The following is a 14090-nucleotide window of genomic DNA, read 5'->3' as shown; positions in this document are numbered from 1 at the left end:
GGGCAAGCCCGCGAAGAGGCCAGACCTGCTAGTAGAAGTTATTCGGCATCCAGATGCATCGGCGTCACCACCCGACCATCGCTCTCGGCCTGGCCCAGACTGGTATCGATGAAGTACACCCGGTCATCTTCCAGCTGGCCTTTGTCTACCAGGTAATCCTTGATGCTGCTGGCCCGCTCCTGGCCAAGTGTGCGCAGCAGCGCAGTACTTTCGGCCCAGGACTTGATCACCGCCTCGCGCAGCTTGGCGGTGCGCTCGTCGCGGCCCAGTTGCTCCCATTCCGCAGGCGGCTGTTGCTTCAGGCGGTTACGGTAGATGCCTTCGAGCATCGCCGGTTTTTCGCTGTCGTCGACCACCAGCATCGAGGCATTGGCCGGCACCTTGTCACCGCGGCGCTGCAGGATCTTGTACCAGGTGGCCTGGTACTCACGCTCCAGGCGCTGCTGGGCGATCAGCGGGCCGTCGCTGGCCTGGGCGCTGGTGCCTTCGATTTCCAGGCGCAGCTCCGGGCGTTCCTTCAGGGCCGACGCCAATTTGTCCAACGATGCCTGGGCGTCGCCACTAAGCTCGCTGGAGCCCGGGGCGAAGGACACATTGCCCAGATCTTCCGAGCCACCGCCGGCAACTAGCCCGCCAATGAACTTGAACGGCGCTTGCGCCGCACGCAACACCAGGTTGCGCAGGGTTTGCCAGACGATCGGCATCACGCTGAACTGCGGGTTGTTGAGGTCTCCAGATACTGGCAGCTCGATCGAGATCTTGCCTTCGGTATCCTTCAGCAGTGCCACCGCCAGGCGGATAGGGAGGTCCACTGCGTCCGGGCTGTCGACCTTCTCGCCCAACTGCAACTGCTCAACCACCACCTTGTTCTCGGCCTTCAGCTGGCCATTGGTGATCAGGTAATGCAGGTCGAGGTTGAGCCGGCCCTTGCGGATACGGAAGCCGGCGAACTTGCCGGAGTAGGGTGTGAGTGTGGTCAGCTCGACCCGCTTGAAGCTGGTGGCGATATCCAGGCTGGCCAGCGGGTTGAACGGGTTGAGGGCGCCTTTGATGGTGACCGGCGCGTAGCGGTCGACCTTACCCTTGACGTCGACCTTGGCCGGCACCGGCTTGCGATTGTCGATGGTGCCGATCCGGCCGCTCAGCTGCTGGATGGCCGTGGCGAAGTTGGGGGTGAGGGACAGGTCGGCGAAGTTGGCCGAGCCGTCGTTGATGTCGATCTGGCCGATGTGGATGCCTAGCGGCTTGTCGTTGCCGGCGGAGGCCGGCTTGGACTGGCTGGTCGCCGGGGCGCCGGCCGGCTGCGGGATCAGCAGGTCGTTGATGTTGGTCGTGCGGTCTTCGTTGATGATGAAACGCGCATAGGGTTGCAGCAGGGTCACTTTGTCGATCGACAGCGCATCGCCGTGCACGTAGGACAGGCCGTCGACGTTCACCTGTTGCCATTTGACGAAGTCACGGCTCTTGATGGTGTCGAGGGTGTGCAGCTGGCTGACCTGTGCCTTGCCGGTGACACTGAAGGCCAGTGGTGCGGTGTTCTTCAGGTCGACCTTGAGGTCGCTGGCGAGCATGCCGCTGCGCAGCTCCAGCAGGATGAACGGGCTGATATAGGCCTGGGCCACTCGCAGGTCGATATCGCGGGTGCTCACGTCCAGCTTGGCCCAGATGGGCGCCAGGTTGACCTGGCCGGCCGCCTGAAGCTTGCCTTGCTTGCCCACGCCGGTATCGAGCTTGAGGTTGAAGGGCGACTTGTTGAGACTGTCGAAACCTTGCAGGTCGGCGTTGAGCGGGCCGACGTCGAGGGCCACCGGCTCCTTCTGAGTACGGTCTGCCAGGTGCACCAGGTAGTTACGCAGTTGCACGTCCTTGAGCAGCACCTGCCAGGGTTTGCTCGGCTCCTTGGCGGCTTGCTGTTCGGGCGTGGGCTCGGCGGCGGCCGGTTCGGCCTTTTCCTTCGGCGTAGCCTTGGCCGGCTGGCTGGCGAACAGTTTCTGCCAGTCGAGCTGGCCGTCCTTTTCCAGCGCGGCCCAGGTTTCCAGTTTTTCGCTGCGGATCTTGCCCACGGTGACCAGCTGCTTGACCAGATCGACCGAGGTTTCGCTTACTTCCAGGCTGGCCAGGCGTGCCAGCGGGCGGCCATCCGGGGCCTTGATGGCAAACGGGGCGATGCGCACCGACGCGTTGTCCAGCAACAGTTCGGTCTGCTTGGCGAGGTTGAGCTTGTAGTGGGTGTCGAGGCTGACCACGCCGTCTTCCAGCACCAGTGGCACGGCATCGCGCACATAGGGCCAGAATGCCTTCATCTTGCCTTCGGTGATCTTCAGTGTGCCTTCAGAGGCGATTGGCGCCAGGCTAAGGGTGCCTTTCCAGTCGATGCGCCCGCCGTTGGGGCCGATGGCCACCAGGGTCATGTCGGCATTGTCGTTGGGCAGGGTGCTGAGGTTTTTCAGCTCCAGGTTCATGTTGTCGTAGAGGAACTCGATCGGCTCGCTCGGGCGCAGGTCCTCGAAGTGCAGGTAACCATCGCTGAGCTTGATGCTGCCGATGCGTAGCGGGAACGGGTCGCTGGGTGGCTCGTCAGGCTTGGCTTCGCTGGCTGGCAGTTTGAACAGGCGGGTCAGGTTGAGAGTACCGTCCTTGGCGAACAGCACTTCGTTGCGCGGTTTGACCAGTTCCACTGCGTCCAGGTGCAGGGCACCGCTCCATAGACTGTCGAGCGAAAGATTGGCGTACAGCCGGTCGAAGCCGACCTGCTCCTTGCCAGGCTCGCCGATCTGCAGGCCCCACAGTGTCAGCTCGAGGCTGAAGGGGTTGAGTTCGATCCGATCGAGGTGGGCAGGCACGGTTGCGTACTGGGCCAACTGTTGGTTGGCGATGCGCAGCGCGACACCGGGGAGAACGAAAAAGCCAAGAAGGCTGTAGAGGGCTACCAGGGCCAGCAGTGCGCCAGCGGCGCGAGTCAATCCTTTGTACATGTGTCGCTTCGTCTGTCTAAGCAGGAGAGCTTGGAGTATGGCACGTTAAATCAGTTCCGCTGAGGCGACCAGTTGACCTCATTCGATACCCATGCGCCGTTTGGCCCGGTGCGCCGAGCCGTCGCGCATCGCCCAGCGCAGTACTGGCGCAGTGCGTTGCAGGCCCAGGCGGATCATGCGCCGCTGCAACGGACCGTGCTGTAGCCCGAGCATGGTCTGGGCCCAGGCCGGCAGCAGGTCGATGCCGGCGTGTAGCATCAGCTTGCCCACCGGCTGTGCCAGGCGGCTGGGGGCGGGGGCATCGAGCAGGATGCCGACCACCTCATGGCTGCGGGCGTCGCAGTGCAACTGTGGGCGCATGTGCTGCAGATAGTCCTCGACCTGCTGGCACGAGCGCGGCACGTCGCGGGCGCCAAGGCGCTCGGCAATCAATGCGATCTCTGCGTAGTAGGCATCCTGCTCGGCGCGCGCTAGTTGCGGGTTGCGGTAACGCAGGTGGGCGGCGAGAAAGCTGCTGACTTCCGCCACGTGCACCCAGGTCAGCAGGTCAGGGTCGCTGGCCGCATATGGGCGGCCATCCGGCGCGGTGCCTGTCACCTGCAGGTGGATGGTGCGCACCTTGTCGATCAGCCACTCGGCATCGCGGGTGGCGCCGAAGGTGGTGCCGGAGATGAATTGGCTGGTGCGGCGCAGGCGGCCGAGCAGGTCTTCACGGAAGTTGGAATGGTCCCACACCCCGGCCAGGGCCAGTGGGTGCAGCAACTGCAGCATGAGGGCACTGATGCCACCGACCAGCATGCTCGGGAAGTCGCCATGTACCCGCCAGCTGATGCTGTGCGGGCCGAACAGGCCGGGGTCGCCTTTGGGCGATTCCAGGTCGAGCTGGCCGAGGGCCAGCCCTGTAAGGCTCATGACCTGGGTTTCGATGCGGCGGCGAAGGGCTTCCATGGCGACCTGTGGTTCAGGGCGGCCATGGGCAACGGCCGCCGGTTACTGGTTGAGGCGTTTGTCGATCAGGCCCTGCACCACGCTGGGGTCGGCCAGGGTCGAGGTATCGCCCAGGTTGTCGAGTTCGTTGCAGGCGATCTTGCGCAGTATACGCCGCATGATCTTGCCTGAGCGTGTCTTGGGCAGCGCCGGAGCCCACTGGATCAGCTCGGGTTTGGCGAAACTGCCGATTTCCTTGCTGACCAGGGCCAGTAGCTCGGCCTTGAGCGCGTCGTCCGGCGTTACACCATTCATCGGTGTGACGAAAGCGTAAACGCCTTGGCCCTTGAGGTCGTGGGGGTAACCGACCACCGCCGCTTCGGCAACGCTGTCATGCAGCACCAGCGCGCTTTCCACTTCGGCGGTACCGATACGGTGACCGGAAACGTTGATCACGTCATCGATACGCCCGGTGATCCAGTAGTCTCCATCGGCATCGCGGCGGGCACCGTCGCCGGTGAAGTAATAGCCGGGCATCGGCTTGAAGTAGGTGTCGACCATGCGCTGATGGTCGCCATAGACACTTCGGATCTGCCCGGGCCAGCTGGCCTTGATCGCCAGCAGGCCGGCACCGGGGCCCTCGATGAGCTTGCCCTTTTCGTCCAGCAGCACTGGTTGTACGCCGAACATGGGCTGGGTGGCACAGCCGGGCTTGAGCGACTGCGAGCCGGGCAGCGGGGTGAGCATGATGCCGCCTGTCTCGGTCTGCCACCAGGTATCGACGATGGGGCAGCGCTTTTGCCCGACTTCTTCGAAATACCACTCCCAGGCTTCCGGGTTGATCGGCTCGCCGACGCTGCCCAGCAGGCGCAGGCTCTGGCGTGAAGTACTCTGCAGCGGCGCGGAGCCCTCGCGCATCAGCGCGCGCAGGGCGGTCGGGGCGGTGTAGAAGATGTTCACCTTGTGTTTGTCCACCACTTGCCAGAAGCGCGAGGTGTCCGGGTAGTTGGGCACGCCTTCGAACATCAGCGAGATCGCGCCATTGGCCAGCGGACCATAGACGATGTAGCTGTGGCCGGTCACCCAGCCGACATCGGCGGTGCACCAGAACACCTCGCCATCACGGTAGTCGAACACCACCTTGAAGGTGAGGGTGGCCTGCAGCAGGTAGCCGCCGGTAGTGTGCAGCACGCCTTTGGGTTTGCCGGTGCTGCCGGAGGTGTAGAGGATGAACAGCGGGTCTTCTGCACCCATCGGCTCGGGAACGCAGTCGTCGCCGGCTTTTTCCGTTGCCTCGTGGTACCAGAGGTCACGGCCTTCGGCCCAGACGACATCGCCGCCGGTACGGCGCACCACGAATACGCTGCTGACCGCGGGGCAGCTGGCCAGGGCCTTGTCGACGTTCTGTTTCAGTGGGATGCGTTTGCCGCCGCGCACACCTTCATCGGCGGTGATCACCGTACGGCAGTCGGCATCGAGGATACGGTCGCGCAAGGCATCGGGCGAGAAGCCGCCGAACACCACCGAGTGGATGGCACCGATGCGGGTGCAGGCAAGCATGGCGAAGGCGGCCTCGGGGATCATCGGCATGTAGATGCACACCCTGTCGCCTTTCTTCACCCCGCGTGCTTTCAGTGCATTGGCCAGGCGGCAGACCTGGCGGTGCAGTTCGCGGTAGGTGATGGCCTTGGAATCCTTGGGGTCATCGCCTTCCCACAGCAGGGCGGTCTGTTCGCCGCGTCGGGCCAGGTGGCGGTCGATGCAGTTGTAGCTGACGTTGAGCTGGGCGCCGTCGAACCAGCGGGCGCTGCCGGTCTTCAGGTCGCATTGCTGCACGCTCGACCAGGGTTTGATCCATTCCAGGCGCTTGGCCTGTTCGGCCCAGAAGGTGTCGGGGTCATCCACCGACTGGCGGTAGAGGCGGCGGTACTCGTCGGGGGTGAGGGCGGCGGACTGGCTGACGGCCAGGGCCTGGGGGTAGTTGCGGATATCGAACATGGCGGGTGGTCCTGCTCTTGTAAGGGGCGATGGACTGCAACGGCTATTCGATAGGACAGTGTAGCTGGGAGAGGTGTTCAACCTGAGCCGGCCTCTTCGCGGGCGAGCCCGCGAAGAAGTTGGCGAAGGTTTCAGATCAACCGCGGTGACGGCCGCGGAAGTAGTTGATCAGGCCTTGGGTGGAACCATCTTCGGCGCTGTCTTCCAGGCTGCCGACCAGGCGTTGGTAAACGCCCTTGCCCAATTCTTTGCCCAGCTCCACGCCCCACTGGTCGAAAGCGTTGATGCCCCAGATCACGCTCTGCACGAACACCTTGTGCTCGTACATCGCCACCAGCGCGCCCAGGCGGCGCGGGCTGATGCGTTCCACCACCAGGGTGTTGCTCGGGCGGTTGCCCGGGATCACCTTGTGCGGGGCCAGCTTTTCGATGTCCGCTTCGTTCAGGCCTTTGCCACGCAGCTCTGCCTCGGCTTCCTCGCGGGTTTTGCCCAACATCAGCGCCTGGCTCTGCGACAGGCAGTTGGCGTACAGCCACTGATGATGGTCGGCCACCGGGTTGAAGCTCACCACCGGCACGATGAAGTCGGCCGGAATCAGCTGAGTGCCCTGGTGCAGCAGCTGGTGGTAGGCATGCTGGCCGTTGCAGCCGACGCCGCCCCAGATAACCGGACCGGTGTCGGTCTTCACCGGGGTGCCGTCCTGCAGCACGCTCTTGCCGTTGGACTCCATGTCCAGCTGTTGCAGGTGCTTGGTGATGTTGCGCAGGTAGTGGTCGTACGGCAGGATCGCGTGACTCTGGGCGCCCCAGAAGTTGCCGTACCACACGCCCAGCAGGGCCAGCAGCACCGGCATGTTCTTGTCGAACGGCGCGGTCTGGAAGTGCTGGTCCATGGTGTAGGCACCGGACAGCAGTTCCTTGAAGTTGGCGGTACCGATGGCCAGGGCGATCGGCAGGCCGATGGCCGACCACAGCGAGTAGCGCCCGCCCACCCAGTCCCACATCGGGAAGATGTTTTCTTCGCGGATGCCGAAGGCCACGGCGGCGGCCTTGTTACTGGAAACGGCGATGAAGTGGCGATACAGCTCGGCTTCCGAGCCGCCCTGGGCCAGGTACCAGGTACGCGCGGCCATTGCGTTCTTCAAGGTCTCGAGGGTGTTGAACGACTTCGACGAGACGATGAACAGGGTGGTTTCGGCGCGCAGGTTGGCCGACAGCTCGTGGAACTCACTGCCGTCGATGTTCGCCAGGTAGTGGCAGCGCACGCCGCGCTGGGCGTAGGGCAGCAGCGCCTCGGACACCAGTTCGGGGCCGAGGAACGAGCCGCCGATGCCGATGTTGACCACGTCGGTGATCGGTTTTTCGCTGTAGCCGCGCCACAGCCCGTCGTGAATGCGGCCGACCAGTTCGGTGATCTGGTTGAGTACCTTGTGTACTTCCGGCATGACGTTCACGCCGTTGACGCTGAGCTTGTCGCCTACCGGCCGGCGCAGGGCGGTGTGCAGCACCGGGCGACCTTCGGAGGCGTTGATGATTTCGCCACTGAACATCGACTTGATGGCGTCCTGCAGGCCCACTTCGTTGGCCAGGTTCACGAGCAGGTCGCGGCTTTGTTCGGTGATCAGGTTTTTCGAGTAGTCGAGGAACAGGCCGCAGCAGCTCAAGGAAAACTGCTCGAAGCGCTTGGTATCGGCGGCGAAGGCTTCGCGCATGCTGAAACCTTGCATGGCGTCGCGGTGTTGCTGAAGCGCCTGCCAGGCGGGCAGGGCCGTGACATCGTGGGGTGTACGGTAATACGCCATTGCGCGGGGTTCCCTTGGTGCGTGATGAGACCTTGGACACGGCACTCATTGCCGGGTTCAGGCTGGCACCATTATAGGCAAAGGCCACTTGCAGGGAATGGGTAAGGCGGGGGAATTTGGGGGAAGCAACTGTCTTGTATTGCCTGTACTGGCCTCATCGCCGGCAAGCCAGCTCCCACAGGGATAGCGCATGGCTCGAGGCCGATGCGGTCGGGGTGGGAGCTGGCTTGCCGGCGAATGGGCTGCAAGGCAGCCCCGGGCCGTTACGCGGTCTTCTCTTCCAGATGAAGGTACAGGTTGTCGATCAACCGTGTGTTACCCAGGTAAGCCGCCGCAATCACCACCAGATCACGATCATCGATCATCGCGGGTCGCAGGCTTACCGCATGACGCACCTCAAGGTAATCCGGGCGGAAACCCGCGGCGGTCAACTGCGCCTTGCCTTCGGCAACCAGTGCGGCAAAGTCCCGCTGGCCATGGCGGATGGCTCCAGCGATATGCTGCAGCGTGCGGTACAGCGCAGGTGCCGTAGCACGCTGCTCCGGCGTGAGGTAGCCGTTACGCGACGACAGCGCCAGGCCGTCCTCGGCCCGCACGGTGGGCTCGCCGATGATCTGGATCGGCATGTTCAGGTCGCGCACCATGGCGCGGATCACCGCCAGCTGCTGGAAGTCCTTTTCACCGAACACGGCAAGGTCGGGCTGGACCATGTTGAACAGCTTGCTGACCACGGTGGCTACGCCTTCGAAATGACCGGGCCGGCTGGCGCCGCACAGGCCTTCGGAAAGGTGGGGTACGCTGACGCGGGTTTGCACGCTCATGCCGTCGGGGTACATCTCTTCGACGCTGGGCGCGAACAGCAGATTGCAGCCAGCCTGGAGCAGGCGCTCCTGGTCGGCGGCCAGGGTGCGCGGGTACTTGTCGAGGTCTTCGTTGGCGCCGAACTGCAGCGGGTTGACGAAGATGCTGGCGACCACGAAATCGGCGCGCTGTGCAGCCTTGGTCACCAGGGCGGCATGGCCGCTGTGCAGGTTGCCCATGGTAGGCACGAAGCCGATGCGCTTGCCTTCACCGCGGGCGCGGGCGACTGCGGCGCGCAGTTCACGGACGGTCTTGACTGTATTCATGCACTGAACCCGTGTTCGCTGCCTGGGAAGCTGACTTGCTTGACCGCCTCGACGTAAGCGACGAGGGCGCTGTGGATATCCGGCTGGCCTTGCATGAAGTTCTTCACGAACTTCGGTACGCGACCGCTCAGCGACAGGCCGAGCATGTCGTGCAGGACCAGGACCTGGCCATCGGTGCCGTTGCCAGCCCCAATGCCGATCACCGGGATGGATACGGCACTGGTGATTTCCGCCGCCAGTTCGCTGGGCACGCATTCGAGCAGCAGCATGGCTGCACCGGCCTGTTCCAGGGCGATCGCGTCGGCGCGCATCTGCCGGGCCTGGGCTTCCTGGCGGCCCTGGACCTTGTAGCCGCCCATCACGTTGACAGTCTGCGGTGTCAGGCCCATGTGCGCGCATACTGGCACGCCACGCTCGGCCAGCAGGCGGATGGTCTCGGCCAGCCAGGCAGCGCCTTCGATCTTGATCATGTGGGCGCCGGCCTGCATCAGCGTGGCGCTGTTGGCAAAGGCCAGCTCTGGTGTAGCGTGCGCCATGAACGGCAGGTCGGCAAGGATCAGCGCACCGTCGTTGCCACGTTTAACGCTGGCTGTATGGTAGGCCATGTCTGCGGTGGTCACCGGCAGTGTGCTGTCGTGGCCTTGCAGGACCATGCCCAGCGAGTCGCCCACCAGCAACACTTCGACACCGGCCTGGCTGGCAGCCTTGGCGAAGGTCGCGTCGTAGCAGGTCAGCATGGTGATTTTTTCACCCTTGGCCTTGAGGCCATTGAGGGTGGTCAGGGTTACTTCAGGCATGTAGGAAATTCCTCGTTCAGGCGCTGTAAGAAACGACTGCATTCAACGCGTGTAGTCATTTTCCGGAGCGGCACATCATCGCGCGTGATGTTCGGGCACAGGTCCGTCCGGGCCTAAATACGGGTATGCGGCACTTTGGTGCCACACGGGACGCCTATAGTCGTGAGCGAGGTGGGGGAAGTCAATCACCCTGTTACCGCATTGTTACGATCAGGGTGTTACTGGCGTTACCGCGCCAGTGTGCAAGGCTGGAACGCCCGGTTTACAGGCGTTCCAGGCCGACGAACGGGCAGTCGTCAAGCAGTTGCGCAAGGGCGCGGCCGTCGGCCAGGCGAAAATCGCCCGGTACCAGTTCCGCCAGCGGGTACAGCACAAAAGGCCGGGCATGCATGTGGTAATGCGGCACTTTCAGGCGCGGCTCATCGAGCACCTGGTCGCCGAACAGCAGGATGTCCAGGTCCAGTGTGCGCGGGCCCCAGCGTTCCTTGCGCACGCGGCCCTGATCGTTCTCGATGGCCTGCAGTGCATCGAGCAGGGCCAGCGGTGGCAGGGCGGTGTCCAGGGCGGCGACGGCGTTGGTGTAGCGCGGCTGGCCGGGCAGCAGCGAATCGCTGGTATACAGGGCCGAGGCCGCCACCAGGCGTGTGGCTTCGACCTGGTCGAGGGCCTGCAAGGCGCTGCGCAGCTGCTCGGCAGGTGCGTCCAGGTTGCTGCCCAGGCCGATATAGGCGCGGGTACTCACTCGAACGCCTCGTCGCCACTGCGCTTGCGCTTGCCACCGCTGCGCTTGCGTTTGCGCGGGCCGGCGCCGGTGCCTTCGTCACGGCTGCCCAGTTCGCGGATCATCTCGCGGCGCTCGCTGTCGTTGGCATCCTGGTAGTCGGTCCACCACTGGCCGAGGTCGTCGGTTTCTTCCCCGGCGCTTTCGCGCAGCAGCAGGAAGTCGTAGCCGGCGCGGAAGCGCGGGTTGTCCAGCAGCATGTCGGCGCGCTTGCCGCTGCGGCGTGGCAGGCGCTCCTGCATGTCCCAGATCTCGCGGATCGGCAGGGTGAAGCGCTTGGGGATGGCGATACGTGCGCATTGTTCGGCGATCAGGTCGTGGGCCGCACCGTTCATGGCCGGGATAGGCGGCACGCCCTGGTTCTGCAGGTGCAGCACGCGGGCCGGCAGGGCTGGCCACAGCAGCGCGGCGAAGAGGAAGGCCGGGGTTACCGGTTTGCCTTGCTTCACGCGCAGGTCGGTGTTGTTCAGCGCTTGGCTGATCAGCGTGTGGGTGTAGGTCGGGCGCTCGTCCAGGGCATGCGAACTGGCCGGGAAAAGCGGCTCGAACAACTGAAGGTCGACCAGCATTTCGAAGACGATGGCGCCCTGGCCGGAGAGGAACAGCTTGAGGCTCTCTTCGAACAGGCGCGCTGGCGGAATTTCGCGCAGCAGTGGGGCCAGCTCTCGAATCGGCTGGACCGTGTGTTTTTCGATGCCGAAGTCGAGCTTGGCGGCGAAGCGCACCGCGCGCAGCATGCGCACCGGGTCTTCCTGATAGCGGTGGGTAGGGTCGCCGATCAGGCGCAGCAAGCGGTTGCGGATATCGTGCACGCCGTTGGCGTAGTCGAGGATGCGCTCGCTGACCGGGTCGTAGTACAGGGCGTTGATGGTGAAGTCGCGACGTTGCGCGTCCTCTTCCAGGGTGCCGTACACGTTGTCACGCAGAATGCGGCCACTGGCATTGTGCGACGAACGGTGGCTGTCGCCCTGGTCGTCTTCCGAATGGTGGGCGCGGAAAGTTGCGACTTCGATGATTTCACGTCCGAAATGCACGTGGACCAGCTTGAAGCGGCGGCCAATGATGCGTGCGTTGCGGAACTCGGCACGGACCTGTTCAGGGGTGGCACTGGTGGCGACGTCGAAGTCTTTCGGCGTGATGCCCAGCATCAGGTCGCGGACACAGCCACCGACCAGGTAAGCCTGGTAACCGGCGCTCTGCAGGCGTTCCACGATGTTCACCGCATGGCGGCTGAATTGGTGGCGTTGCAGCGAGTGCTGGCTTTTGTTGATCACCTCAGGCGTGGTGCGCCTGTGGTGCGGGCCCGGTACGGGCGGGCGGAACGACTGGAACAGCTTCTTCAGCATGGGATGCACTGTTTGAAGGAATGTTCGGCCAAGAATAGGAGAATGGCCGCATGATGGGCGGGGATTCTAGCATTTACTCAAGGAATGGTGTAGGCGGGTAGCAGGATGCCTGCCAGAAGGGTAGAAACGACAAGGGGAGCCTAAGCTCCCCAAGAAGTCGTTGCGTGCTCTTATTGTTTTTTTGCTGGGCTTCTTGTTTTTGTTGAGTGCCCTGTCCACAAATCTCGAAGCTTGTGGACGACCCCCAATCCAGGGGTTAAGAGCAAACGGATTGCTTTGGTCGCTGATGTCACGTTGATCTGTCGATCCAACCAGTTCAGGCGCTGCTTTTTAGTGCAGTTTTTGTTGTTCTCTGCCTGGTTGTGGGGCAAGCCCCAAACACGCATCCTCTCCAAAAGAATCAGTTAGCTGCGCCTCCGCCGTCTTGTTTTTATTGTGCGTGAGCCGTTTCGTCTTGTTCTTATTCTGAGTTGCAGTGCTTGTTATTGTTCTTGTACCAGACATATAGCAGGTGCCGTGCCAACTTTTGCAAACCCAGTAAAATCAAGGGGTTGGAGGTGGCGAGCAGTTTTTCAGCGGTCGAAAATGTCGAAATTTCGTTACCGTACGCCTCGGGAACTGTTACGGCGGAAAGCTTGGGTAACAGATTTTTGCGGGGGCTGATGTGTTACCTGGGGTGTGTGCGCTGGCTTTGCTGGCCCTTTCGCGGGTGAACCCGCTCCCACAGAGACTGCGCAGGTTTCGCTAAATCTCGGTAAGCCGGCTTCTACAAGGATTGCACCACCCTTTAGGGCAGTGAGATTTCTGTGGGAGCGGGTTCACCCGCGAAGAGGCCGGAACGGCAGATAGAGAGGGATCAGGGCAGGAGGAACCTCCCGCCCAGGCAGCGTGGTTATTCGCTGGTAGCGTTGCTCTTGCGCCGCGGGATGCCCAGGCGCTGGCGGCGTTCCCACAGGCACTTGCGGCTGACCCCGAGCTTGCGGGCCAGCTCGGTCTCGGTCATGTGGTCCTGATGCTCGAGCACGAAGTGCTGGAAGTAGTCTTCCAGCGACAGGTCCTCGGTCGGCTCATGGCTGGCATTAGCCGAACTGGCCACGACCAGGGCGTTGTCGAGGATTTCGTCCTCTTCCAGGTCACCCAGCTCGATGTCGATGCCCAGCAGGTCGGCGGAAATTTCCGCACTCTCGCTGAGGATCACCGCGCGCTCAACGGCGTTTTCCAGCTCTCGCACGTTACCCGGCCAGCTGTAGTGACGAATGGCCTGCTCGGCTTCGGCCGAGAAGTGCAGGTCGTCGCGGCCGATGCGCGCGCTCTGGCGGGCGAGGAAGGCGCTGGCGATCTCGTTGACGTCGCTGCCGCGCTCGCGCAGGGCAGGCAGTTTCAGGGCGATCACGTGCAGGCGGTAATACAGGTCTTCACGGAACTGACCGGCCTTGGCCAGGTTCTTCAGGTCGCGGTGGGTCGCGGCGATCAGGCGTACATCGACCTTTTGCGACTGTACCGAACCCACCCGGCGAATCTCGCCTTCCTGCAGCACGCGCAGCAGGCGGGCCTGGGCTTGCAGCGGCAGTTCGCCGATTTCGTCGAGGAACAGGGTACCGCCATCGGCAGCCTCCACCAGGCCAGCGCGCCCGGCGCTGGCGCCGGTGAACGCGCCTTTCTCGTGGCCGAACAGCTCGGACTCGATCAGTGTCTCGGGGATGGCCGCGCAGTTCACCGAAATCATTGGTGCCTTGGCCCGACGCGACAGGTTGTGCAGGGCGCGTGCGACCAGCTCTTTGCCGGTGCCCGACTCGCCCTGGATCAACACATTGGAGTCGGTGGGCGCGACCTTGCGGATCTTGCTGTACATGTCCTGCATCGGCGGGCACGAGCCGATGATGCCGATTTCGCCATTGGCGGCCGCCGCGCTGCCTTTGTCGGCGGGGGCGGCCTTGCCATTGGTGGCGCGTGGCTCGGCCGCCGGTGCGGCAGCCGGGGCGTTCTGCCGGTCGCGCAGGATACGCGCAACCGCTTGCAGCATCTCGTCGTGGTCGAAGGGCTTGGCGATGTAGTCCACCGCGCCCATTTTCATCGAGTCTACCGCCGAGCGCAGGCTGGCGTAGCTGGTCATGATCAGCACCGGGGTGCCTTGGCCGAGCTTGATCAGTTCGGTGCCGGGTGCGCCTGGCAGGCGCAGGTCGCTGACGATCAGGTCGAAGGTGGCAATGCTGAAGCGTTCCTGGGCTTCCTGCACCGAGCCGGCTTCGCTGACCTGGTACTGGTTCCGTTCGAGCAGGCGACGCAAGGCCGAGCGGATGATGGTTTCGTCTTCGACGATCAGAATGTGCGGCATTGA

Annotated in this window: 9 protein-coding genes; all 9 read right to left on the bottom strand. The window is 63.5% G+C overall.

Annotated features, from left to right (window positions below; translation table 11 throughout):
* Positions 1-38 precede the first annotated feature (38 nt).
* The gene (locus KDB76_RS24675; protein WP_013974280.1) at positions 39-2975 is read right to left on the bottom strand and encodes a DUF748 domain-containing protein; all 2937 of its coding nucleotides are present in this window, start codon (positions 2973-2975) and stop codon (positions 39-41) included.
* A gap of 78 nt (positions 2976-3053) precedes the next feature.
* Entirely contained in the window at positions 3054-3923 is an 870-nt protein-coding gene (locus KDB76_RS24670; protein ID WP_013974279.1) for an oxygenase MpaB family protein, read from the bottom strand.
* 42 nt (positions 3924-3965) lie between these two features.
* Positions 3966-5900: an acetate--CoA ligase gene (gene acs / locus KDB76_RS24665; protein WP_013974278.1), complete on the bottom strand. Its 1935-nt coding sequence runs from the start codon at positions 5898-5900 to the stop codon at positions 3966-3968.
* A gap of 136 nt (positions 5901-6036) precedes the next feature.
* Entirely contained in the window at positions 6037-7701 is a 1665-nt protein-coding gene (pgi, locus tag KDB76_RS24660) for a glucose-6-phosphate isomerase (RefSeq protein ID WP_024087758.1), read from the bottom strand.
* A 263-nt stretch (positions 7702-7964) separates the two neighbouring features.
* Positions 7965-8828, bottom strand: coding sequence for a pantoate--beta-alanine ligase (gene panC / locus KDB76_RS24655; protein ID WP_013974275.1), 864 nt, complete (start codon positions 8826-8828; stop codon positions 7965-7967).
* Positions 8825-9625 (bottom strand): 3-methyl-2-oxobutanoate hydroxymethyltransferase, encoded by an 801-nt coding sequence (gene panB / locus KDB76_RS24650; protein WP_023661348.1) that lies wholly within the window; start codon positions 9623-9625, stop codon positions 8825-8827. Before panB ends, panC begins: the two co-directional genes overlap by 4 nt.
* A gap of 262 nt (positions 9626-9887) precedes the next feature.
* On the bottom strand, positions 9888-10367 hold the full coding sequence (gene folK / locus KDB76_RS24645) for a 2-amino-4-hydroxy-6-hydroxymethyldihydropteridine diphosphokinase (protein ID WP_013974273.1): 480 nt from the start codon (positions 10365-10367) through the stop codon (positions 9888-9890).
* Positions 10364-11752 (bottom strand): polynucleotide adenylyltransferase PcnB, encoded by a 1389-nt coding sequence (locus KDB76_RS24640; RefSeq protein WP_015271847.1) that lies wholly within the window; start codon positions 11750-11752, stop codon positions 10364-10366. The genes folK and KDB76_RS24640 overlap by 4 nt, the downstream gene beginning before the upstream one ends.
* A gap of 892 nt (positions 11753-12644) precedes the next feature.
* Positions 12645-14087 (bottom strand): sigma-54 dependent transcriptional regulator, encoded by a 1443-nt coding sequence (locus KDB76_RS24635; RefSeq protein ID WP_212632199.1) that lies wholly within the window; start codon positions 14085-14087, stop codon positions 12645-12647.
* Positions 14088-14090: the final 3 nt, after the last annotated feature.

Origin of the sequence: Pseudomonas sp. JS425, assembly GCF_018223845.1 — a bacterium.
Taxonomy (GTDB): domain Bacteria; phylum Pseudomonadota; class Gammaproteobacteria; order Pseudomonadales; family Pseudomonadaceae; genus Aquipseudomonas; species Aquipseudomonas asiatica.
Note: the sequence above shows the minus strand (reverse complement) of the source record. Positions and strands in the feature narration are given on the sequence as shown.

Bases quoted from the DNA above. Each gene is read 5' to 3' on its own strand.
- KDB76_RS24675 (WP_013974280.1), bottom strand. From the start codon at position 2,975: ATGTACAAAGGATTGACTCGCGCCGCTGGCGCACTGCTGGCCCTGGTA.
- panB (WP_023661348.1), bottom strand. From the start codon at position 9,625: ATGCCTGAAGTAACCCTGACCACCCTCAATGGCCTCAAGGCCAAGGGT.
- KDB76_RS24635 (WP_212632199.1), bottom strand. From the start codon at position 14,087: ATGCCGCACATTCTGATCGTCGAAGACGAAACCATCATCCGCTCGGCC.
- panC (WP_013974275.1), bottom strand. From the start codon at position 8,828: ATGAATACAGTCAAGACCGTCCGTGAACTGCGCGCCGCAGTCGCCCGC.
- KDB76_RS24670 (WP_013974279.1), bottom strand. From the start codon at position 3,923: ATGGAAGCCCTTCGCCGCCGCATCGAAACCCAGGTCATGAGCCTTACA.
- acs (WP_013974278.1), bottom strand. From the start codon at position 5,900: ATGTTCGATATCCGCAACTACCCCCAGGCCCTGGCCGTCAGCCAGTCC.
- pgi (WP_024087758.1), bottom strand. From the start codon at position 7,701: ATGGCGTATTACCGTACACCCCACGATGTCACGGCCCTGCCCGCCTGG.
- KDB76_RS24640 (WP_015271847.1), bottom strand. From the start codon at position 11,752: ATGCTGAAGAAGCTGTTCCAGTCGTTCCGCCCGCCCGTACCGGGCCCG.